Source organism: Streptomyces manipurensis (assembly GCF_049570255.1).
GTDB lineage: Bacteria > Actinomycetota > Actinomycetes > Streptomycetales > Streptomycetaceae > Streptomyces > Streptomyces manipurensis.
In genome coordinates this window covers 103,881-126,012 of record NZ_CP186950.1, presented here as the reverse complement: position 1 = coordinate 126,012, position 22,132 = coordinate 103,881, and the positions used below count along the sequence as shown (strand labels likewise).

Below are 22,132 nucleotides of genomic sequence, written 5' to 3'. Positions count from 1 at the left end.
GCAGGACACTAAGTGGCGCTATGTTGCTCGGACATGGGCAACACCGCCGCGAAAGGTGCACCGTCATGTCTCGTCTGAACATCTCCCAACTGGCCGCCGCAGCCTCACAGAACATCGAGACGGCGGGGAAGGTCAGCCGCGACCCGGCCGTCGTGAAGGCCGCCAAGCAGTTCGCACAGGACGGCGCACAGGCGCTGCGTTCCGGTCGCGAGCTGGCGCGCGAGGCCGCGTCCTCCTGGCGCCGGCACAGCCCCGACGCCGAGGGGGACCGGGACCGATGAGCGACTTCAGCGCCGAGGCGATGGGGCTCGTGGTCCGCGAGCACCGGCTGGCCCTGACGCCCCCGATGACCCAGGAGGACCTGGCCGCGCGCGCCGAGTACGGCAAGGGCGGAGCGGTCTCGGTCTCGCGGATCGAGCGCGGGCTCATCAGCCCGGGGGAGCACCGGCTGGCCGCCCTCGCCCTCGCGCTCGGGCTCACGCCCGAGCAGCTCAAGCAGGCGGCGGAGGACCGGACCAGGTCCCTCGCGGACGAACGGGGCCGCCGCCCGGCGAAACTGCGCGACCAGGTCGCCGACACCAAGCGCCGGCACGCCGAGGTCACCGAGAGGACGGCCCAGCGGGCGAAGATCACCCAGGAGCACGTGGAGGCGTTCAACACCGTCCACGACATCGCACGCGACGGCTTCTTCATGGAGTTCGTCGCACTGGCCCAGGACATCGGCGGCGCCCCCGAGCCCGAGCGGCCGCACGAGGCGGAGGTCGACGGCACGGGGCGGATCCCGGCCGCGATCCGCATCGAGGCCATGTCCGCGGGGGTCGCCCGCGTGATCCGCGACGCGCGGGGGGCGGCGGTCGGCGGTGCGGCCGGGGCGGCGGTCGGCGGGGCCGCGGCCTACGGTGCCTTCACCGCAGCCGCGATGTTCGGCACCGCCTCCACCGGGGCCGCCATCTCGACGCTCTCCGGGGTCGCCGCGACCAACGCGGCCCTGGCCCTGCTGGGAGGCGGCACCCTGGCCGCGGGAGGCGCCGGCATGGCGGGCGGCATCCTCCTGCTGACGGGAATGGTCGCCGCCCCGGTGGCGGCGCTGGGAGCCGCCGGGTTCTACGTCCTGAGGAAGCGCCGTACCAAAGCCGAGGAGGAGCGGCTCCGCGCGGGGGTGGAGGCCGCGGAGACGGCACTGGACACGTCCCAGCAGGGCTTCGACGCCATGATCGACGTACTGGACCGCGGTACGGCCGTCATGGAGTACCTCACCGTCCACGGCATCCACGCCCTGGGCCGGTGGAAGGCGGGCCTCCCACCCCGGCCCCGGGACTGGGACGCGCTCGGCCCGGACGAGCAGGAACGGTACGGGCAGTTCGTCACCGTGGCCGGCTGCCTCCTCGCCGTCAGCAGCATCAACGTCGGCGCCCTCCTCTCGGCGGAGCCCGGCGCGCTGCGCGAGCTGAACAGGGCCAACGACGACACGCTGCGCTACGCGGACAGGACCATCAGGTCGATCGTCTGAGCCCGCTGCCGGTACGCCGTCACAGGACGACCGGCAGCGACTCCAGCCCGCGCACCAGCCGGGTACGGCGCCACCGCAGCTCCTCGGCGGGCACCGCGAGCCGGATCGCCGGGAAGCGGCTCAGCACCGCACGCAGCGCGATCTCCACCTCGGCCCGGGCGAGCGGGGCGCCGGGGCAGCGGTGGACGCCGTGCCCGAAGGACAGGTGCGGCGGGGACTTCCGGTCGAGGTCGAGCCGGTCCGGCCCGGGGAACACGGCGGGGTCGCGGTTGGCCGCACCCGGCGCGATCAGCACGGGCACGCCCTCGGGGATCTCCGTACCGCCCAGGGTGAGTCGCTCCGTGCTGTACCGGAACGTCGCGACGCCCATGGGGGAGTCGAAGCGGAGCAGCTCGTCGAGTGCCCCCGGGATGCGGTCCGGATCCTCGCGCAGCCGCGCCATCGCCTCCGGGTGCTGCAACAGCGCGAGCAGGGAGTTGCCGAGGAAGTGCGTGGTCGTCTCGTGCCCGGCGACCAGCATCAGCACGGCGAGGGAGACCACTTCGGCCTCGGTGAGCAGGCCGGCGTCGTGCCGCCCGACGAGCTCGTGCAGCAGACTCCCGTCCTCGTGCCGCCCGGACCCCACGAGCCCCGCCATGTGATCGGCGAGCCGGTGGGACGCGGCATCGATCCGTTCCGGCCGTCCGGCGGCGAACAGCTCGTCCGACCACCGCGCCACCCGGCCGCGGTCCTGCTCCGGGACGCCGAGCAGCTCACAGACCACCGTGACCGGGAGCGGGACGGCCAGGACCGCCATCAGGTCGGCCTCCGCCCCGGGTGCCCAGTGCGCGAGGAGGCCGTCGACCACGCGGGCGATGTGCGGGCGCATGCGGGCCACGCGCCCCGCCGTGAACGCCGGGGTCACGGCCCTCCGCAGCCGGGTGTGCTGCGGAGGGTCCGTGGCGAGCATGCTCCGCGAGACCGCCGGGTGCAGATCGCGCTGCGACGCCCGCCCGGCGAAGAAGCGCGCCGTGTCCTTCGAGAGCCGCGGGTCGACGAACGCCTCCCGCGCCTCCGCATGGCCGGTCACCAGATAGGCGGAGTGACCCCCCGAGCCCGTCGGTATCCTGCGGACGGGGCATTCGCCCCGAAGCCGCGCGTACGCCGGATAGGGATCCTGGAAGAACTCGGCATCCTGCAACGGGTCGTTCATGACGCCGGGACTGCTGCGTCGGCCGGGTTCCCGGCGTCGGTCGAGCGCGACATCAGCGCGGGGAGAGCAGACAGAACTCGTTGCCCTCCGGGTCGGCGAGGATCCGCCAGTGGATCCCGGACTGGTCGATGCCGGGATCGGAGGCGCCGAGAGCCCGCAGGCGGGCCTCCTCCTTCGCCGGGTCGTCGCCGCGGTAGGGGGCGACGTCCATGTGGACCCGGTTCCACCCGGACTTGGTGTCGGGGGTGCGGACGAACTCCAGGTAGGGTCCCACGCCCTGGGCGGAGCGCAGGCGCGCGCCGTCGGCCGTGACCTCGTGCAGCGTCCAGTCCATCGCTTCGTCCCAGAAGCGGGCCATGGCCGCCGGATCGGCGCAGTCGACCACGACGGCGGCGATCGGCCCGGTGTCCCGGTACAGCGGCCGGGGCTCCAGGACGCAGAACTCGTTGCCCTCCGGGTCCGCCATGACCGTCCAGGGGACATCGCCCTGACCCACGTCCGCGAGCGTGGCGCCGAGGCCCTTCAACCGGGCGACCAGCTCGGCCTGATGGGCGGCCGAAGTGGTCGCCAGATCGAGGTGCACCCGGTTCTTGCCCACCTTGGGCTCGGGGCGGGCGATGAGGTCGATGCAGACGGCCGAGGGGTCGGGGTAGGAGAAGCCCAAGGGCTCGAGGTTGGTCACCCCGGGCCCCTCACTGTCCACCCCCCACCCGAGGACCTCGGCCCAGAACCGGCCGAGCGCGGAGTCGTCATGGGCCTTCATGTTGATCTGAACAAATCGTGTTGCCATGCAGCGGATCCTAGGAGGTTGTCCCAGCAGCTGATCCGGCGGTGGCCGACGGGGACTCGTGGAGACTGCTGCGGCGAGGCGTGAGGCGGGTCATGACGACTGATCGTGAACCGCTGCGCTGAACGAGGGCCGTGGGACACACTGACGGCAGGACGGCGCCGCGGTCGGGCGCGCCCGCGGACGAGGGGGAGTTGCGTGGACAGGACGATCTCGCTGAACGAGGCACTGCGTGAGGTCCGGCAGGAGCTCTACGCAGCGCAGGGCGAGGCGACGCGTGAACAGTTCCGGTTCGAGGTGGAACAGGTTGAACTGACGCTGGAGGTGGAGTTCCGGCGGGACGGCAACGGCAAGGTGAACGTCGAAGGCGGCGCCTTCGGCTCCCAGTTCGGTGGTGAGGCAGGCGGTGGCGCCGGCAGCACGCGGCGCCAGACCCTCACCCTGACGCTCCAGGTCCATGACGAGGCACGGGGCGGTGAGCGGGTGAAGATCCGACGACCTGACGCGGGCTCCGATGCGGCAGACCACGACACGGCAGAGTCGCGCGTGGGGGACGAAGCATCGCCGGGTGGCGACCCGAGTTCGGGGCAGGGTGCCGGACTGCGGCAGTGGGAGTTGTGACGTGGACCCACAGCGCCTGGTGTGGGTTGGCACCGGCGACCCGAAGGGGTCCGGCTCCGGTTACCTGATCGGCCCACAACTGGCACTGACGGCTCTGCACGTGGTGGCGGAGGGGGGTCGGTGGGCCACGCAGGTCCGGACGCGTATCGGCCATCCCCGGTTCGGGGGCCTGGAACGGCGCCGTGCGCAGGTGTGCTGGCCCGATCCGCAGAAGGGGGCTCCTTCGCCGGACGCTCCCGACATCGCCCTGCTGTGGCTCGACGCTCCTGTGAGCACCACCGGCAAACCGGTGGCGTGGGGCCGCCCCGGCGGCACGAGGCCGGTCCCGTATCAGGGGGCCGGGTTTCCTGCGTTCGCTGCGGATGCCGGAAGCCCCGCACAGGTCGAGGCACTGCGCGGTGAGGTGTCCGCGCTGTCCACCTCGTCGGCCGGCTGGGTGCTGGACTGCCAGGTCTGGCCCGCGCCCGGTCGAGAGGGCCAGCGGCCGTGGGCCGGAGCATCGGGTTCGGCGATCTTCTGCCACGGCCGGTTGGTGGGCGTCGCGGTCGAGGACAACCGGCCCATGGAGTGGCGCCGCCTGCACGCTGCCCCCATCGAGCAGGTACTGGGCCTGCCCGACTTCAACCGGCTCGTCAGCCGCCACGGGCACCCGGGAACGTCCGACACGGTCGAGGAAGTGACCACCGCCGGCGGCACCCCGGGCACAACGGATGAGGCGTGGCCGGTCGTCGTAGGGCAGATACCCCCTGAGCCCGTTGCCCTTCAGCCGCGCCGAGCTCTGCGGAACGACATCGACGCGGCCGGATCGTCCGGGGGGTCGGTGGTTACGAGCACCGTGCTCTCCGGCGCGGGCGGGGTCGGCAAGACCCAACTGGCTGCCGCCTGCGCGACTGACGCCCTTGGACGAGGCACGGAGCTGGTGGTGTGGGCGTCGGCCGCCACGGTGCAGCGGGTCGTCGCCCAGTACGCCAAGGCCGCCGCCGACCTCCGCCTGAACGGGACGACCGGCAAAGACCAGGAGGCCGATGCCCGTGCCCTGCTGAAGTGGCTGGCCACGACATCGCGGCGCTGGCTCCTGGTCCTCGACGGCATTACCGATCCCACCGCTCTCGGTGCCTGGTGGCCCGTGAGCCGGACCGGAACCGGCCGGGTCCTCGCCACCACCCGGCTCCACGACGTCGGTCGGACGGGTGGCAGCCGACGCCGTATCGAAGTGCCCGTCTACGGCCCCGAGGAGTCCGCCTCCTACCTGCGGGACCGTCTCACCGCTGACGGCCGGGGCGATCTTCTCGACGGCCGCGCCACCGCCCTCGCCGAAGCGCTCGGTCACCTTCCCCTCGCGCTCGGCCTCGCATCCGCCCACCTGCTCAACGAAGCACTCACCTGCACGGCGTACCTGGACCTGTTCAACGAACGTGCCGCACACCCGCACCCCGCACCGTCCGAAGCGGTCGCCCCCGAAGACCACGGCCGCAGGATCGCCACCGTCGTCAAGCTCTCCCTCGACGCCGTCGAAGCCGCCGACATCACAGGTCTGGCCGTCCCCGCACTACGCCTGGCAGCCCTCCTCGACCCGGCCGGGCATCCCCACAACCTCTGGACCACCCCACTCCTGCTCGACCACCTCGCTCAGTACCACCCGGACGGCGGGCAGATCGCTGCCGGACAGACGCACGCCGTCCTGGCACTCCTGCACCGCTACGCACTCACGTCCCAGGAATCTCGTACCGGACCTCGCAGCGTGCGGATCCACCCCCTCACGGCCCACGCCGTGAGAGAGGACATCCCCGAGCCCGAATTCCCCCGTCTCGCCTCGACAGCCGCCGACGCTCTCCTCCACGTCTGGCCCGAGATCGACCAGCCCCATCGCGACCTGGCCGCCGTCCTGCGAGCCAATGCCGGATCTCTCGCGCACCACGCCGACCGTCATCTCTGGCGCTCCCGGGCCCACCCGGTCCTCAGCCGTGCCGGCCGCAGCCTCCTCGACGCAGGTCTCACCACCGCTGCCACCGCGTTTTGGCAGCAGCATCTCCTCAGCGCCGAACGGCAACTGGGCTCCGACCATGCGGACACCATTGCCGCCCGCTCCAACCTGGCCACCGCGCACGGGCGGGCGGGTCGAGACCAGGAAGCCATACATCTCGGTGAGCGGGTCGTCGCCGACCGGGAGCGATCGCTCGGCCCGGACCACCCCGACACCTTCGGCGCCCAGACCGACCTGGCCCTCTCGTACTGGCGGGCGAACCGCACCCGGGAAGCCATCGAGCTGGGCGAGCGGGTCGTCGCCGACCGAGAACGTCTCCTCGGCCCCGACCACCGCAACACGATCGCCGCCCGGAACAACCTGGCCAGCGCGTACCAGCAGGGGGGCCGTACCAGGGAAGCCGTCGAACTCGGCGAGCGGGTGGCTGCCGACTTCGAGCGGCTGCTCGGACCGGACCACCCCGACACACTCACCGCCCGCTCCAACCTGGCCATCTCGTACGACCGGGCGGGACGAACCGAAGAGGCCATAGCCGTCGAGGAGCGAGTGGTCGCGGACCGCGAGCGTCTCCTCGGTGCCGATCACCCGGACAACCTCACCACCCGGAGCAACCTGGCCAGTTCGTACTGGCGGGCGCACCGCACCAGGGAAGCCATCGAACTCGGCGAGCGGGTGGTCGCCGACTTCGAGCGGCTGCTCGGCCCCGACCACCCCGACACACTGACCACCCGGAGCAACCTGGCGACCTCCTACGAGCAGGCAGGCCGATTCCAGGAAACCGTCGAGCTGCTGGAGCAAGTGGTCGCGGATCGGGAGCGGGTTCTGCGGCCCGAGCACCCCGACACGATCGGCGCCCGTGCCAACCTGGCCTCCGCCTACGAGGAGGCGGGCCGGAGCCAGGAAGCCACTGACCTCAAACGATGGGTGCTCGCCGACCTCGAACGAGTGCTCGGCCCCGATCATCCCGGCACTCTCACCGCACGATCCAATCTGGCGGCCTCGTACCACGGAGCGGGCCGACTCGAGGAAGCCATCGGCCTCGGGGAGCGGGTCGCTGCCGACTTCGAGCGGCTGCTCGGTCCCGATCACCCCGACACCCTTACCGGCCGTGCCAACCTGGCCATCATGTACTGCCAGGCGGGCCGTGTCCGAGAGGGGATCGACCTGCTTGAGCGGGTGGTCGCGGACCGGGAGCGGGTTCTGCGCCCCGGTCACCCCGACACGATCCGCGCCCGGAAGAACCTCACCATCGCGCGGCAACGGGAGGGATAGGGCGCTCGCGACCCGATGAGCGGTCGGTGGCCCGCACCGTGGTGTGGAACAAGCCTTCCGTACGCAGGCGCGACGCTTGCGTCTCGATCCACGAGGCTTCGGTCGGCTGGACGATCTCGGTGCCTCGGGGGTTGCCCGGTGGAACGTGACAGCGCCCGGGGCCGATGACGGCCCCGGCTCACGCCCCCGCCGACCGCTGCTGCCTGCAGGGGCGATGGGCGGCGGCGCGCCACCCTGGCTCGGCCTCCCGCTCGTCGCTGCGCGGGCGCGCTACGCTCGCCGGCGCAGCGCAGTACCCACCGCGCCGATGGCGCGGCGAGCACCCTGACGGACGAGGTGGCGCCATGGCGGTTCGGGACAAGAGCGAGGTCATCGGGCCCAACGGCCTGGTGGTGCTGCACGTGGCGGTCGGCCACAAGTCATCGGTCGAGATCCGCGAACCGCGGGACCAGCTCACCCTCAGCCGCAAGGTCAACGCGGTCTCCATCCAGGTGGTGGACGATCCGAACTTCACCACGCTCAAGACCGGACAGACCCTTCCCTGGGGTGCGATCCGTGCCCAGGGGCCCGAGGGAGTCCGGATCCGCTACCGCATCCGTACGCGCGGGGACGTGACGGGGACCCCCGAATTCGACTGACACGCCGCTGGGTCATCGACGGAGCCGTGGCGCAGGAGGACGACCTCGCCGCCTCCGTACTCGTTCCCGTCGAACTCGCCGACGCCGGCCTGCTTGATCGCCTCGGCCAGCAGGCGCTGAGACCGGCGGACGGCCTGCCGTTGGCTCGGCTCGCCGAGGCCGCTGTCGGCCATGCGGGGAAGGATCTCATCCTGGACCGACAACCCCTCCGGTTCGTCGAGACGGACCCCTGGTCGAGGATTCGCTCCGCCACGAGGAGCCACACTGCGGAGAAGGCGAGGCCGTGCTCGTGGGTCACCACACCGCACGGGCAGCCCAGAGCGATCACGCGCCAGTCGGGGCCCGTAGCGCGGGGCCGCCGCTGCGGCGGGTGGGTTCGGCGTGCCGTGCCACGGCAGGAAGGCGCGGGCGACGGCCGCCGGGAGGGCAGCCGCGACCGGGCTGACCGCGCCTGCGTCAAGGTGGTGCAGGGTGGTGCGCAGGATGCGTTGGAGTCGCCGGTCCCGGTCAGTGGCCGGCACCCGGGCGGTGGCTGCCTGCCGGACCGGGAGCGGGGCCGCAAGGCGAGCCAGGACGGCGGCTGACGCTTCGGAGCCCGCGAAGCCGGCGGTGATCACGAGCCTTGTGTTCGGTCCGGGCGGGCACGCCACCTGTGGATCTATGGGACAGCGGACGCCGAACTCGTGTCCTCGCCCCGGAGGAGCGGGGCTGGGGTGTCTAGCGTTCGGAGGTGGGCGGGTCTTCGGGCGGGGTGCGGCGCGTTTCTGCGCCCTGCGGGCGGTGGTGCCAGGCCGCGTAGAGGCCGGCGAGCGCGGAGGCGTAGCCCGCGAGGGCCTCGGGGGAGACACGGCCGACGAGGATGAGGACGACGCCGGTGGCCAGGATCGCCACGAACACGACGAGATCTACGGGAAAGCGGCCACGCGCGGTACGACGACTCGGCACGATGGTTCTCCTCAGTACAGGGAAGGTCGCAGGACGTCACCACCGCGGACGTCCGCCGTGGGAGCGGCGTGCCGCGGGGTGTGGTGCGAGCGTCGCGGCGCAGCAGCGGGTGCGCCAAGGGCAACGATCTTCTTTCCGCAACGGTCAACCGGGAGAACAGCGATGACGGGTGTTGCCGACGAGGGAACCGGCGACGGGACACCGCCGGATGGGGAGGGCCGGCCGGCCCGTCGGCCGCTGAACCCGCTGAAGCCGGAGGTCTTCCGGAACCGTCCGCACAAGCGGGCGCTCGTCGAGCACCTGCGATCCCTGATCGAGGCGGCGGACCTGGCCAGCAAGCACCTCGCCCCCGGTGTGTCCCTGAGCGCCTCGGCCCTGTCGAAGAACCTGTCGGGAGACCGGCTTCCCCACCGCTCCACGGTCGAGGCGATCATCCAGCTCTGCGGGGCCGCCGAGGAGGTCCGGGCACAGTCGCTGCGCCTGCACACCGCGGCCCTGGGGGAGGCGCACCCGGCGTTCGCGGAGCGCCTGGTGCTGGCCGACGCCTACGAGGAGACGGTCCTCCTCCACGACCGGGCCCAGACTCGGCTGGCGGCAGCCCTCGGCGAGCACCGCCGCCGGCAGGCCGACTACGACGACCTCCTGGTCCGGCACGAGACGACGCTCCAGGCCCTCGCCACCGCCGAGGACGAACTCCGAACGGGGCGAGAGCAGCACCAGCGGGAGACCGCCCGTCTGAAGGACCTGCTCCGCGAGGAACAGGACGCCCGCCGGAGCGACCGCACCGCCTTCGACGGCCGGCTCGACCAGGCACGGGCCCGCCATGAGGAGCAGTTGCGAGCCAGGCAAACGCAGGAGGAGAGCCTCCGCCGCGACCTGCTCGCTCAGGAGGACAGGATCCACACCGTCCGCGGCCTGCTGGACGACTCGGCCGCCGAGGCGACGGTCCTGCGGCAGGAACGCGACCGGCTCCGCGTGGAATCCGCCCGGCTGCGGGAGGACCTGGTGGGACTTCAGGTGGAACTCGCGGCAGCCGAAGCCGGCCAGGACACACACGTCGAGGAGGGGACGCTCACCCCGGCGCTGCTGGCCGTCGGCCAGGTCCTCGACCGCTCCCCCGATGACCGGGGGAGCGGTGAAACAGCAGGCACGGCGCAGGTCGACCAAGGCGCAACCCGGCCCGGCGCCGGGGTCGGCGCCCCGCAGCCGGATCCGATGGACAGTCCCGCCGGGCTGAAGTGGGTGTCCGGGGGCACCGCCGCGTTCGGCCTGCTGCTCGTGCTCATCGGACTGTTCCTGCACACCGGTGGCCCGACGTCACAGGCCCGCCCGTCGACCGGGGTGGGGTGGCTCCTCGGCGTCGGCATTTTCCTGCTCGTGGCCGGGCTCATCGTCCTGGCAGCGCGCGACGTGCACAGCGCCCCCTCCGTCGACCCGGACGACTCGTACCCCTACACGTGCGGCTTCCCTCCTCTGATGTAGACGGCTACCGAGTCGCCGCCGGGCCGGGTGCGGCCGGAGCCCGGTGCGTGGGCCGCAGGGTGGCGAGGCGCTCCTGCGCGACGTCGACGGCCTCCCGTGAGAGGTCGTTGCACGTCCACCGGCGCTCCGACAGTTCTGCGGCGATCGCCGCCGAACCCGTGCCGCCGAACGGGTCGACCACGTGGTCGCCCGGCTGCGTGAGCAGTTCCACGAAGTACAGCGGGACCGATACCGGGTTGCGCTCCGGCTCCGGAGCCTTGCCCTCGGCCGCGCGGCGGCGGAGGTAGACGAGGTCGGCGTAGGTGTCGCCCAGCGCCAGCAGATTTCCGGACTGGTCGACCAGCGTGTTCTGGAAGCCGAGCGCGCGCCCGGTGTCCACGGGTACGTCAGGCGTGCGGGCCAGCCAGTAGAAGGTGCTCACGCAGTCGTTGAGACGTGAGGCTCCCGGTCCTCCCCAGGTGTCCCATGCCGCCATCAGGTGGGGGTTGTAGTAGTAGAGCTCCTGGAGGAGGTGCCAGCCGTGTTCGCCGACGAGCCGTGACAGTGCCGCGTAGTGCTGGACGGTGCGCACGGGGCGGTCGGCCGCCCAGGTGCAGCCGAGTTCGAGGACCACGCTGCCGTCCGGGAGCAGCACCCGCTCGCACTCCTGCATGACCTCCAGCAGCCAGTCTCCGAACCGGGGCGAGACGGGGTCGGTCGAATCGATGGTGTAAGGCCCCTGGAACCAGGGGGCGGTGACGACGAGCCGGACGCTGTCGGCCGGCAGCGAACGCAGGCAGTCGAGGGCGTCACCGCAGGTGAGGGTGCCGAGTTCCGTCGTGTGGACGGTGACGAGTGCGGGGCTGTCGGGACTGTCGGTGCGGGGGGAGGGAGGCATACGGAGTTCCGTTCGGTCACGGCGCGAAGGCCGAGCGTGGCGGGGCGGGGAGGGGCGGAGGGCGCCAGGCGGCGGTGCGGCCGGCAGTGGCACGGCGGGCCGGCTCAGGGACCGGAAGCGACGAACGCGGCGAGCCGGTCGAGCCCTTCGGCCACGTGTTCCGGGGACAGGACGCTGAACGAGAGCCGGATCTGGCGGAACCCGGCCGCACCGCCGTAGAAGTGGTGCATCGGTGTCCACAGCACCCCGAAGTCCGCGGCGCAGCGTTCCAGCGCCGCGTCGTCCGCGACGAACGGCAGGGTGACCACGACGAACATGCCGCCGCTCGGTGCGTTCCACGAGACCGGGCCGGCCCGGCCGGGCCCGGACCCACCGCCGAACCGCTCCTCCAGGCCGTCGAGAACGGCCCGCAGGTTCCTGCGGTAGACGGCGGCGACGCTTCGGGTGGCGCGTTCGAGGCTGCACCCGTTCTCGACGAGGAAGCCGCCGATCGCCGCCTGCGCGACGGTCGAGGTGTTGAGCGTCAGCATGCTCTTCAGGCGTGCCAGCTGGTCCGCGAGGACGACGGCCCCCGAGCCGTCTCCCTCCACGGGCTGGTCGGCGATCACGTAGCCGATGCGGGCGCCGGCGTAGGCCGTCTTGGAGAAGGACCCGAAGTAGAGGACCCGGCCCGTCCGGTCCAGGGACTTGAGCGTGGGCGTCCTGGGGGTGCCGGCGTGGAAGAAGGAGTACGGATTGTCCTCCAGGAGCAGGATGTCCTCGTCGTCCGCCAGGTCCACCAGTCGCTGCCGGTCCTCCGGGGTCATGCTCGCGCCGCTCGGATTGGCGAAGTCCGGCACGACGTAGCACGCGCGCGGCCGCAGCCCCTCCCGCCGGGCCCGCCGGATCTGCTCGGCGAGGTCGTCCAGATCGATGCCGTCGGGGCCCTCACGGACCGGCCGGAGGCCCATGTCGACCAGCCGCGCGGCGCCGAGGAACCCGACGTAGGCGGGTACGGCGGCCAGCACGACGTCCTTCGCGTCACGGCGCAGGGCCCGCAGGACGAGAACCATCGCCTCCTGCGCGCCCGTGGTGACCACGACGGACTCCGGGTCGACGGTCAACGCCTCGTCGATCTCCAGGTGCCTGGCGATCAGCTCGTGGATGACACCCTTGGTACGGCCGTACTGGAAGAAGACACTGCGGATCTGTTCCGGGCCGAGGCCCCGCTCCCGCGCCAGGTACTCCTCGAAGGCCCGTAGCTGGCGGGGGAGGTCGCCGGTGTCGTAGAAGCCCTCGTACGGGCGGCCCGCGGCGAACGAGACGGCCTGCGGATACCGTCCCGCGATGTCGTTGAGGAGCGTCATCGAGGTGAGGGCGGGATCCGTGACGGAGGCGTGGAGCCCCGCCGTGTCCAGCCGGAACCCGCTGCCCCGCCCCGGATCGTGACGTGCCGCGTCCAGGCCGCGCGGAGCGGTGAGGAACGCCGTCACCGGTCACCTCCCGGCGCCGGGACGGCGCACGGCCGCGCACCGGTCCTGTGCAGCGTGACGGCGTTGCGGGCCCGGATGGCCCCGGCCCGGCCGCTCTCGTCGACCATGAACTCGATCACCCCTCCTTCGAAGGCGAACATCGTGCGTGTCAGCGGTGTGCACCGGAACTCCCGGAGGTCCTCCTGGGAGTGGAGGAAGAGCTCTCCGGCCCGGACGAAGACGGAGACCTCGTCGACGCGGGTGTAGGTGCCGGTGTAGCGGGCGAGGTCGTCCGGATCCGGCGTGGTGAGCCGCGCCTCGTCGAAGCGCTCGCACAGTTCGCCGTCGACCATCAGACGGGCTGCCGGGGCGGTCGGTACGGTCGCCGTGTCCGGGAAGCCGAGGGACACGACGGACCCCTCCTCGGGCCCGTCGCCCTCGAAGCGTCCGTCGCCCGTGGCGCGGAGCGCGACGCGCCGTCCGTTGATCTCCGCCGTGAGGTCCGGGCCCTCGGCCGTCAGCCGAACCAGGCCCGTGGCCTGCCCCACGTACACGCCGACGAGGGCCCCGGGGTCTGCGGGTGCCGGGTGGCCCGTGCCCGGGGGGCCGCCGACGGGCGGCCGCCGCCGCGGGCCGGCTCCGGAGGAGTGCGCCCGCAGGATCCGGTGCAGCAGGGACCTCCCGTCGAAGCCGGGCGGGATCGCGTTGGCCAGCAGCACCGCTCCCACGCCGTCCTCGGGGAACAGGCCCAGCCAGGCTCCGTATCCGCAGATGTCACCGGCATGCCCGATGACCGTCCGCCCCTGCCACTGCCACCGGTGGAAACCGAGTGTGCTCGCGCTGCCGTCCGGGAGGAAGAGGGAGGCGTGCGCCGCGTGCGCCAGGTGCCGCGACCGCACGCTGAGCAGCCGGTCCCGTCGCCCGGCCCCGCCGTCCAGCTGCTCGGCGGCGAAGCGGCCCATGTCGACGGCCGTGGACAGGGCGAAGCCGGACGGGTAGTGGGCGACGTTGTCGGCGGTCCCCTCCTCCACCGCCTTCCCCGCGGCGTCGATCCGGTGCCCCGACGCCAGGGGGAGCGCCGCGGCCACGGCCGGATCGAACGTCGTCGAGGTCATTCCCAGCGGCCGCAGGACCAGTTCGGCGACCAGCTCGGGGAAAGGCGTCCCCGCCGCCGCGGCGGCCAGCGCCCCGGCGAGGTCGTAGCCCGGATTGCTGTAGGAGTACGCGGTTCCCGGCGGCGCCACCGGACCGTAGCCCCGCAACGACCGGAGCACCGCGTCGGGCAGGTCCGCGGGATCACTGCCGCCGGTGGGGAAGAAGTCGTGGGGGAGTCCCGCCGTGTGGCCCAGGAGCATGCGCGGGGTGATCCGCCCGACCGACGGGTAGCCGGTGCCGAGGAGCGCCGGCAGTACGTCGGCGACGGGCCGGTCGAGGTCGACCGCACCGCGATCGTGCAGGCGGAGCAGCGTGGTCGCGGTCAGCGGCTTGGTGACCGAGCCGAGCCGGAACACGGTCTCGGGCGTGACCTCGTCGGCGTCCTCCCGTGAGCTCGTACGGCCGAAGCCGCGGGAGTGCACCAGGCCGTCGGCGTTCACGACGGCCACGGCCATGCCCGGGATCCCGTGGCGGGCCCGCTCGGCCTCGATGTCGGGGCAGGACACGTCGCGCGTCATCGACGCGTCCCCTCCCTCTCCCTCGGGAACCGGCACCTACCCGACCGCCTTGGCGGTGTCGGGGCCGGAGATCCGTACGGTCATCCGCGCGAGGGCCTCGTCGGCGGCGCGCAGGGCGCCGTGCGGATCGGTGTGCTCGGTCAGCACGTAGCCCAGCCGGACCTCGATGTTCCCCTCGTGCGGCGGTGCCACCGCGTCGCCGGGCTCCACGAAGGAGCAGGCCCGGACGACGTGCGGCGCGGCGTCCGCCTCGGCCACGCCGTCCACGGCCGTCACCACTCCGGCGTCGCGGGCCAGCAGGAGCCGTGCGCAGGCCGCCCCGTCACGCTTCACCACGAGGTCGGGGTCCTCGCCCACGGCCAGTTGCAGGGCCGCCCCGGCGAGGTCGACGCCGAGGGCCCGGTGCACCAGTTCGGGGATGTAGACCCCGGGCAGGCGGGGGTTCACCTCCACGATGCGCACGCCGTCCGGGGTCCGCTTGAACTCGGTGTGGACGATTCCGGTGCGGATTCCGAGGGCACGCACGGCCTCTCGCGTCCAGTGGACCATCGCCGCGTGGTCCTCGGCCGGAAGGCGGGTCGGAACCAGCAGGGCGTCGTAGACGAACCGGGACTGCGTCGGCCCCACCGGCTCGATGGTCTGGAGTCCGTCCGTCGCGGTGACGGCTCGTACCTCGCCGTCGATCACCGCCGCCTCCAGGCTCACCAGGGGGCCCTCGAGGAACTCCTCGACGATGACGCGGTGGTAGACGGCCGGCAGGTAGCCGTACGGTTCCACGGCCCAGTCCCAGGCCTGCGGAAGCGCGTCGGCGTCGGCGAGGAGGGTGACTCCCTGGCCGCCCGAGGCGGCCACGGGCTTCAGCACGACGGGAAGGGTCAGCTCCTCCAGGGCCTTCCTCGCCTCGTCGATCGAGGAGGCCACGCGGTGGCGAGGCCCGGGCACGCCCGCCGAGGCGAAGCGGTCGCGGGTGGCGGACTTGTCCATGCACAGGCGCACCGCCTCCAGGGAGGCCCCGGGGAGGCCGAGCTCGTCGCTCAGCGCGGCGCTCAGCTCGACCAGTTCGTCCTCGTGCGTGAGGACGCCCGCGAGCCCGTGCCGGCGGGCGTAGTCGGCCAGTTCGCCTACCCACTGGAGCGGGTCCTCGTACAGGCCCGGCAGCACGTGGACGCGTTCGGCCACGGCGGGAAGCTCGGCGGGCGCCTCGCGCATGACCAGGTGGGCCGTGATGCCGAGGGAGAGGCAGGACTCCAGGACGTAGGCGCGGTAGCGCGGGTCCCAGTCCAGGATCAGAACTGCGGGCACGGTGGGGTGTCCCCTCATCGGTGGGAAACGTGGTGCGGGACCACGGAGGCGAGCATGGGCGCGTCGAAGGGTTCCGTCGCCGGGGCCGGTGTGCGGGACAGGACGTGCCCGGTGAGTGCGGCCCGCCGGACGTCGAAGTCCGTGTACGCCACGCAGAAGGACGGGTCCTCGCAGCGGTCCAGGGAGAGGACCTTCTCCAGGACGGGCGGGTCGTCGGGCTCGTAGTGCCACAGCGGGTCGGCCCGGAACCCCAGCCGACGCTTCAGGAGGTACAGCCCCGTGGCGATGTCGTGTCCGTAGAAGTTGGGGTCGGCGCCGGCCGACAGCACCTCGTAGCCGAGCTCGGCCGCGACGACTCCGACCTGGACGTACATGTAGCGGGTGATGCCGTGATCGGGGTAGTCCGGGTCGCAGGCGTAGTACGTCATCCGGAGCATGCCGTGCCCGGGCACCTTCATGCAGAGGAGCCCGGCGACCATGCGGTCGGCGTTGTAGAGGTACATGCCCACGACCGTCTCCGGGTGGGCACGGAAGTACTCCAGGTCCTCCGCGGCGTACAGCGTCCCGCGCGGCAGCGAGGCGATGTGCCGTTCGTAGAGGGCGAACCAGGTGTCCAGGCGGGAGGGGTCCACCGATTCCTCGACCACCAGCCGGTGACCGGGCTCGGTCAGGCGCACCGCGTGCCGGGTGGACTTCCGCATCCGGGGCTGGAGGGTGTTCACGTAGGCGTCGAGCGTCGGGTGGACGGGGCGGGTCCAGAACAGCCATCGGGGCTTCAGGAGGAACCCGTGCGGGGTCAGCTCGTCGTACTGCTCGCGTGTGGGGGCGACGATCCGCAGGACGTCGGCGTCGGGGTGCTCCGCGAGCGCGGCGCCGGCCGCCACGTCGGCGGCGTCGAGCACGGCGACGCGGAGGTCGTGGTGCGTCGTCAGTTCCATGAGGTGCCTCCGTCGGCCGCCGCACGCCACCAGTCGCGGCCCTCCTGCGGCAGGGTGTGGATCGGGTCCAGGTACTCGTGCCGCCGCACCAGCGCCGCGTCGTCGGACGCCTCCTGCTGCAGGTGGTAGCTCTTCGTCCAGTACGAGATGCCGCGCGTCCGGTCGTATTCGGCGACCTGGTGCACCCACCGCTTTCCGACGTAGGGCACGTCGCACACGATCCGGGGCGTCGCGAACCCGGGCAGGTAGCCCATGATGCCGTCCTGCAGTTCCTGGGCCCGGGACAGCGGAATCCGCCAGTGCTCGCTGAAGGGGATCATGTCGCAGAGGTAGAAGTAGTACGGGAGGATGCCCGCACCGTCGAGCAGGGCGAAGCAGAGGTCGAGGAGCTGCTCGCGGGAGTCGTTGACGCCGTGCATCAGCACACCCTGGTTGCGCACGTCACGGATGCCGGTCTCCAGGACCGCACGCGCGGCACGCGCCGCCAGCGGGGTGACGCTGGAGGCTGCGTTCGCGTGGGTGTGCACCGCGATCTGGACGTCCCGGTCACGAGCGACCTTCGCCAGGCGTTCCAGACCGGAGAGGACCTCCGCCGACAGCCAGTGCTGCGGCAGCGTGACGAGGGCCTTGGACGCCAGCCGGACGTCCCGGATGTTGTCCATGTCCAGCAGCTCCGACACGAAGGCCTCCAGCCGGGGCCACGGGACGTTGGCGACGTCGCCCCCGGACACCACGACGTCCCGCACGCCGGGCTGGGTCCGCAGGTACGCGGTCATGGCGGCCAGCCGGTCCTGCGGCTTCGCGGAGAACCGGGTCTTGGCCACCACCGGGGTGGACTGGCCGACCAGGTCCATGCGCGTGCAGTGCCCGCAGTACTGCGGGCAGGTCGCCACGACCTCCGCGAGGACCTTCGTGGGATAGCGGTGGGTGAGGCCCTCCACCGCCCACATCTCCTGCTCGTGCAGGGCGTCCCGGGACGCCCTGGGGTGGGAGGGCCAGTCGGTACGGCGGTCGGAGAAGACCGGCAGCATGTACCGGCGTACCGGGTCGGCGTAGAAGGCCTCGGTCAGGCTGCCGGCCCCCGCGACCGTCACCCCGCTCGCCATCGTGTTGAGCATCTGCGGCGGGACCAGCAGGGACATGGTCGCCCGCTCCGCCCGGTCCCGCTCCAGGTCGGCGTAGAACGCGTCGCCGACGAGGTCTCCCAGCACCGCACGCAACTGCTTCTCGTTGCGCACGCAGTGCAGACGCTGCCACTGGGGCGACTCCCACTCGGCGCGCGTGGTGGCGCGCCATCCCGGGAAACGCGTCCAGTCGGGTTCCACCAGCTCCTTCCTTCGATAGGTGTACGGCTGGGCCGGTGCGAGTGACACGCGGCGTGCTCCTTTCTCGGACGGCCTGACGTGCCGTCCGTCACTGCGGCTGCGGGGTCCACCAGAGGCTGAAGACCTCCAGTGGCTCCTCGCCGGTGGCGGTGACCTGGTGGGGGACCCAGGGCGGGTAGTACAGGGCGTCGCCGGGTCCGATGTCGGTCCGGGTGTCCGCGGAGACGACCGTCCCGGTGCCGGACCGGACCAGCCAGAGTTCGGCCACCGCGTGCTCGTCCCGTTCGCTGGTGGCTCCGGGCGGTACGCGGAACCGGGAGCCTTCGAACGGGGTCGGGCCCTCCGGTCCGGCGGGACCGGAGGCCGCGTACTCGACGACCATCCCGGGGACGTACCGGGCAGGGTCGAACTCCACCTTCACGGGGCCCGGCATCAGACGCTCCTCAGGATCGGCATCGGCTCGGACGGCACGGCGCCCGAAGGGTCGAGGGGGTTTCCCCACGTGGTCGTGGACGTCTCGTGGTCGACGCGGTAGACCTTGCGGCCCGCCACCGCGTTCAGGATCTGCGCGCTGCGCCACGCGGCCAGGCTGAGATTCGGGTCGGCGACGCCGTGGGTGGACTCCGACATGTTCTGGACGTAGATGCGGGCGTCGGCCGGCCCGTCCCAGCGCAGCGAGTAGTCCCGTTCGACCTCCAGTTCGCCGCGCGCGTCGAGGAGGCGGTCCGCGAGGGGGCCCATGCACGCGGGCAGGGAGCTGCGGTAGCCCGTGCAGAAGACGGCCACGTCGGCGACGTGCGCCTCCGCGCGGTCGAGGTCCCGGTCGTGCACGGACGCCACGACACGGTCCCCGTCGCGGTCCAGCCCGACGACCCGCCTGTTGGTCAGCAGGCGGTGCTGCACGGGCGCGCCGGCCAGGAAGTCCAGCTGGTAGAGGCGCCGGTAGATGGCTTCGAGGAGGGACTCGGTGATGCCGTCGCTGGCCAGGCGCTGACGGCTCAGCAGTTCCGTGCGCCGCTCGCGGGGCAGCCGGTGGAAGTGGTCCACGTAGTCCGGGGCGAACCATTCGTTCGTGAACGGGGAGTCGTCCAGGGGCTGGAACCCGGCCCGGCTGGAGATCCAGGTGAGCCGGCGCGGCAGTTCCGTGTCCGAGCGGAGGAAGTGATGGACCACCTCCGCGCCGCTCTGGCCGCCGCCGACCACCAGGACGTCCTTGCCGCGGACCTGCGGGGCGACGTGGAGGAGGTCCGCGCCGTGCAGCACCGACGGGCCCCGCAGCGCCTCGGCGAAGCCGGGCAGTACGGGTGCCCGCCCCGTGCCCAGGACCAGCGAGCCGGTGGAGTACCGGGTGCCGCCCGAGACCGCCTCGAGACGGTCCTGCCGCAGCCGTACCTCCTCCACCGGCCGGTTCCACCGCAGGCTGGACAGCTGACGGGCGACCCAGCGGTAGTACTGCTCGAACTCCTGCCGCGTGCAGCGGTCGCGGTTGGCGACCAGGGACCGGAAGAGGCGCCCGCTCTCCGCGAGGTAGTTCAGGAAGGAGAAACGACTCGTCGGGTCGACGGTGGTGACGAGATCCTTCAGGTAGGACACCTGGAGCTCGGCATCGGGCACCATCATCCCCGGGTGCCAGCGGAACTCCGGCCGGGCGTCGAGAAACCGGACGGAGAGGTTCGGTACCGGCTCGGCCAACGCGGCCAGGCTGAGGTTCGTCGGGCCGGTCCCGATCCCCACGAGATCGTGGTGTTCCACGTCGTGCATGCCACCCCCTAGGAATTCGCGGTTCGTGTGCACCGTCAGTGCGGTGCGAAGAGAGCACACGCGGTGCTCAGGTCGGCGGGGCCGTCGGGTACCGGGATGCCGTCCAGGGCCCGGTCCCAGGGCACGTCGGCGATCTCGCCCGGCAGGTTCAGCGCGGTCCACAGCTGCTGGGCCATCGCCGGTGCGACGGGGAAGAGCCCGACGGCGAAGGCCGCGGCCGCCGAAAGCTGTGCGGCGACGCCCCGGGCGTGTGCCGCGGCGAGCCCGGGAACCCCGGACTGGTGGTCGCCGTCCTGGCCGGCTTCCACCGCCTCGCGGACCAGGAGGTCGAGCAGGGTGATCGCGGAGCGCGGGGAGAACCCGGGCAGGGAGTACGCGTCCCCGACCATGTCCAGCAGACGCCGGGTGCGGGCGCGCAGTTGCTGCGCGGCCACCGGCTCGGGCGCGGTGTCCGGATCCGCGGGGGCGACCGCCCGGGCCCGGACGGCCAGGTCCCCCAGCCAGCCGTGCCAGCGCGGCAGCAGGTCACCGTGGAGGAACTCGTCGAAAGCCCGCTGGGTGAAGCTGGACTGGGCGGCGGCCGGGCGGTCCCAGCTCAGGTAGAGCCGCAGATGGTCGGCGGGAGTCCGCTCCAGTGCCTCGAGCAGCCAGATCGCGTGCTGCCGGCTGGTGGAGAACTTCAGGCCGTCGAGACGGTAGAACTCGTTGGACACCAGGGCCGTGGGGAGGACGACCGCGGGGTCCCAGGCCGAGAAGATCGCGGGGAACAGCACCGCGTGGAAGAAGCCGTTGTCGTAGCCGAAGAACTGCACGACCTGTGCGTCGCCCGTCCACCACGCGCGCCAGTCGCCGAGCTCGCCGGCGCCGGCCAGGTAACCGGCGGCCATCTCGAACCAGACGTAGATCCGCTGCTCGGTGAAGCCCTCTACGGGAGCCGGGACGCCCCAGTCGGCGGGGTGGGTGACGGCGATCTCGGGCAGTCCGTCGTCCGAGAGGCTCCGGCACAGCGCCGCGAGGTGGCCGTTCATGGCGGTCTCGCCCCAGAACTCCTCCAGCGCCTTGCGGTGGCGTTCCAGGGGCATGTAGAGGCGCTCACAGGAGCGGATCTCGCACGGTGTCGCGCAGATCGTGCAACGGGGGTCGACCAGGTCGGCGCAGTCGTTCGAGCGGCCGCACGACTCGCAGGAGTTCCCCCCGGACGCGCTGCCGCAGTGCGGGCAGCCCCCGGTCACGTAGGCCTCGTACGCCCACCGGTCGCAGGGCACGCAGTAGGGCAGCGGCCTGTTGCGGGCGACGATGTCACCGCGCTCGTACAGTGCGGCGAAGATCTCCCGGGTCAGGCCGGCGTGCAGCGGCAGGTCGCGCGGGTGCGCGACGACGTCGAGCCGGATGCCGCTGTCCGCCCAGGCCCGTTCGATGCGTTCGCCGTAGTGGTCGGCGATCTTCTCGGCGGTGGTGCCCTCGCGGACGGCGCGGGCCTCGGTGTAGCTCTGGTGGTCGTCGATCCCGGAGAGATGGGCCACGGTGGTGCCCGTACGCCGCTGGTGGCGGGCGAAGACGTCCGCAGCGAGGTAGGGGCCGGACAGGTGTCCCAGGTGGAGCTCCCCGTTGGGGGTCGGGGGCGTGGCGGTGACCAGCATGTTGCCCGTCACTGGCGTTCCTTTCGGTCCTCTGGTCGGTGGGGCGGTCCCGTGGGGTCCGCCACGTGGGTGGTCCGCGGCGCTGCCGGGGAGGCAGCGCCGCGGGCTGATGGAGCCTCAGCGGGGCATGAAGGACGGTGCGCAGACCGTCGCCGCGGAGCCTGCGGCGGCGACGCTCGCCGCACCCTGACGCAGGAGCGCGTACGCGGGGCTGACGGCCGACACCACGTCGTGCAACGGCTGGTCCACCGCTGCGACGCGCGGCAGGACGAGGTCGAGGCGCTCGGTCAGCCGTGCCCGGAGCGCGGGATCGTCCCCCTCCTGCGTGGTGATGGTGCCGCGGCACTGCGGTGCGCGGCAGTTGCACTCCATGGACCAGCCGACGTCCGCCGTGAACGTGGAGTAGTCGCAGGTCACCTCCTCGCCGGGGGCGATGTCCCGGACGGCCACGCCGAAGTCGAGACCGGTGTCCAGGACGTTCGCCGCGCAGGAGTGGTTCATCAGGAAGGCTCCCATGCAGGGCAGCAGGAGGCTTCCGTCCTCCAGCAGGTGCCCGTACTTGTCGAGCAGGCCGAACCGTTCCGCGGGGACGGCGCCCAGCTCGGCCGCGGTCCAGGTGGGGCACTTGACGCAGGGCAGCCAGACGACGGTGCCGGCCGGGATCGGCTCGGTGGCGAACAGGCCCACGTTGTCCGTCGTGCTGGGCCGGATGTCGATTCCGGAGGTCAGCACCG

General features: G+C 72.3%; 20 protein-coding genes. 7 read left to right on the top strand and 13 right to left on the bottom strand.

Annotated features, from left to right (window positions below; all coding sequences use genetic code 11):
- Positions 1 to 65 precede the first annotated feature (65 nt).
- Positions 66 to 281 (top strand): hypothetical protein, encoded by a 216-nt coding sequence (locus tag ACPU2J_RS00600; protein ID WP_365072454.1) that lies wholly within the window; start codon positions 66 to 68, stop codon positions 279 to 281.
- Positions 278 to 1,510, top strand: coding sequence for a hypothetical protein (locus tag ACPU2J_RS00595; protein WP_420082231.1), 1,233 nt, complete (start codon positions 278 to 280; stop codon positions 1,508 to 1,510). The genes ACPU2J_RS00600 and ACPU2J_RS00595 overlap by 4 nt, the downstream gene beginning before the upstream one ends.
- A 19-nt stretch (positions 1,511 to 1,529) precedes the next feature.
- Here ACPU2J_RS00595 and ACPU2J_RS00590 read toward each other — a convergent pair whose 3' ends face one another.
- Together ACPU2J_RS00590 and ACPU2J_RS00585 are read right to left on the bottom strand one after the other, a co-directional pair.
- A complete protein-coding gene (locus ACPU2J_RS00590; protein ID WP_423832435.1) occupies positions 1,530 to 2,702 on the bottom strand; it encodes a cytochrome P450 family protein in 1,173 nt (390 codons plus the stop codon).
- A 52-nt stretch (positions 2,703 to 2,754) separates the two neighbouring features.
- A complete protein-coding gene (locus ACPU2J_RS00585) occupies positions 2,755 to 3,492 on the bottom strand; it encodes a VOC family protein (protein WP_389071852.1) in 738 nt (245 codons plus the stop codon).
- 195 nt (positions 3,493 to 3,687) lie between these two features.
- Here ACPU2J_RS00585 and ACPU2J_RS00580 point away from each other — a divergent pair, with 195 nt between their 5' ends.
- The 4 genes from ACPU2J_RS00580 (at position 3,688) to ACPU2J_RS00565 (ending at position 8,588) form a co-directional block, all read left to right on the top strand.
- A complete protein-coding gene (locus tag ACPU2J_RS00580) occupies positions 3,688 to 4,110 on the top strand; it encodes a trypco2 family protein (RefSeq protein WP_423832434.1) in 423 nt (140 codons plus the stop codon).
- 1 nt (position 4,111) lies between these two features.
- Positions 4,112 to 7,366, top strand: a complete 3,255-nt coding sequence (locus tag ACPU2J_RS00575) for a tetratricopeptide repeat protein (RefSeq protein ID WP_423832433.1) — start codon at positions 4,112 to 4,114, stop codon at positions 7,364 to 7,366.
- Positions 7,367 to 7,710: 344 nt separating this feature from the next.
- On the top strand, positions 7,711 to 8,004 hold the full coding sequence (locus ACPU2J_RS00570; RefSeq protein WP_420082233.1) for a hypothetical protein: 294 nt from the start codon (positions 7,711 to 7,713) through the stop codon (positions 8,002 to 8,004).
- A gap of 26 nt (positions 8,005 to 8,030) precedes the next feature.
- The gene (locus ACPU2J_RS00565) at positions 8,031 to 8,588 is read left to right on the top strand and encodes a hypothetical protein (protein ID WP_423832432.1); all 558 of its coding nucleotides are present in this window, start codon (positions 8,031 to 8,033) and stop codon (positions 8,586 to 8,588) included.
- A 133-nt stretch (positions 8,589 to 8,721) separates the two neighbouring features.
- Here the strand turns inward: ACPU2J_RS00565 and ACPU2J_RS00560 are convergent, their stop codons facing one another.
- Positions 8,722 to 8,949 carry a hypothetical protein gene (locus ACPU2J_RS00560; protein ID WP_361601849.1) on the bottom strand — a complete coding sequence of 76 codons (228 nt, stop codon included), beginning with the start codon at positions 8,947 to 8,949 and terminating at the stop codon, positions 8,722 to 8,724.
- Positions 8,950 to 9,111: 162 nt separating this feature from the next.
- On the opposite strand from ACPU2J_RS00560, the gene ACPU2J_RS00555 reads away from it, so the two are divergent.
- On the top strand, positions 9,112 to 10,431 hold the full coding sequence (locus tag ACPU2J_RS00555) for a hypothetical protein (protein WP_423832431.1): 1,320 nt from the start codon (positions 9,112 to 9,114) through the stop codon (positions 10,429 to 10,431).
- Between the two features lie 4 nt (positions 10,432 to 10,435).
- On the opposite strand, the gene ACPU2J_RS00550 is transcribed toward ACPU2J_RS00555, so the two are convergent.
- The 10 genes from ACPU2J_RS00550 to ACPU2J_RS00505 all read right to left on the bottom strand — a co-directional run bounded on the left by ACPU2J_RS00550 (position 10,436) and on the right by ACPU2J_RS00505 (position 22,130).
- Positions 10,436 to 11,308 (bottom strand): DNA-methyltransferase, encoded by an 873-nt coding sequence (locus ACPU2J_RS00550; RefSeq protein WP_423832430.1) that lies wholly within the window; start codon positions 11,306 to 11,308, stop codon positions 10,436 to 10,438.
- Between the two features lie 104 nt (positions 11,309 to 11,412).
- Complete coding sequence (locus ACPU2J_RS00545; protein ID WP_423832429.1) at positions 11,413 to 12,780, bottom strand: PLP-dependent aminotransferase family protein; 1,368 nt, start codon at positions 12,778 to 12,780, stop codon at positions 11,413 to 11,415.
- Complete coding sequence (locus ACPU2J_RS00540; protein ID WP_423832428.1) at positions 12,777 to 14,432, bottom strand: serine hydrolase domain-containing protein; 1,656 nt, start codon at positions 14,430 to 14,432, stop codon at positions 12,777 to 12,779. The genes ACPU2J_RS00545 and ACPU2J_RS00540 overlap by 4 nt, the downstream gene beginning before the upstream one ends.
- Before the next feature lie 36 nt (positions 14,433 to 14,468).
- Positions 14,469 to 15,734 (bottom strand): ATP-grasp domain-containing protein, encoded by a 1,266-nt coding sequence (locus ACPU2J_RS00535; protein WP_423832427.1) that lies wholly within the window; start codon positions 15,732 to 15,734, stop codon positions 14,469 to 14,471.
- A 14-nt stretch (positions 15,735 to 15,748) separates the two neighbouring features.
- On the bottom strand, positions 15,749 to 16,672 hold the full coding sequence (locus tag ACPU2J_RS00530) for a hypothetical protein (protein ID WP_423832426.1): 924 nt from the start codon (positions 16,670 to 16,672) through the stop codon (positions 15,749 to 15,751).
- Entirely contained in the window at positions 16,663 to 18,045 is a 1,383-nt protein-coding gene (locus tag ACPU2J_RS00525) for a KamA family radical SAM protein (protein WP_420082241.1), read from the bottom strand. The genes ACPU2J_RS00530 and ACPU2J_RS00525 overlap by 10 nt, the downstream gene beginning before the upstream one ends.
- Before the next feature lie 40 nt (positions 18,046 to 18,085).
- Entirely contained in the window at positions 18,086 to 18,430 is a 345-nt protein-coding gene (locus ACPU2J_RS00520; RefSeq protein WP_420082242.1) for a cupin domain-containing protein, read from the bottom strand.
- A complete protein-coding gene (locus tag ACPU2J_RS00515) occupies positions 18,430 to 19,758 on the bottom strand; it encodes a lysine N(6)-hydroxylase/L-ornithine N(5)-oxygenase family protein (RefSeq protein ID WP_423832425.1) in 1,329 nt (442 codons plus the stop codon). The genes ACPU2J_RS00520 and ACPU2J_RS00515 overlap by 1 nt, the downstream gene beginning before the upstream one ends.
- Positions 19,759 to 19,793: 35 nt before the next feature.
- Positions 19,794 to 21,410: a class I tRNA ligase family protein gene (locus ACPU2J_RS00510; protein ID WP_423832424.1), complete on the bottom strand. Its 1,617-nt coding sequence runs from the start codon at positions 21,408 to 21,410 to the stop codon at positions 19,794 to 19,796.
- 105 nt (positions 21,411 to 21,515) lie between these two features.
- Complete coding sequence (locus ACPU2J_RS00505; RefSeq protein WP_420082245.1) at positions 21,516 to 22,130, bottom strand: SET domain-containing protein; 615 nt, start codon at positions 22,128 to 22,130, stop codon at positions 21,516 to 21,518.
- Positions 22,131 to 22,132: the final 2 nt, after the last annotated feature.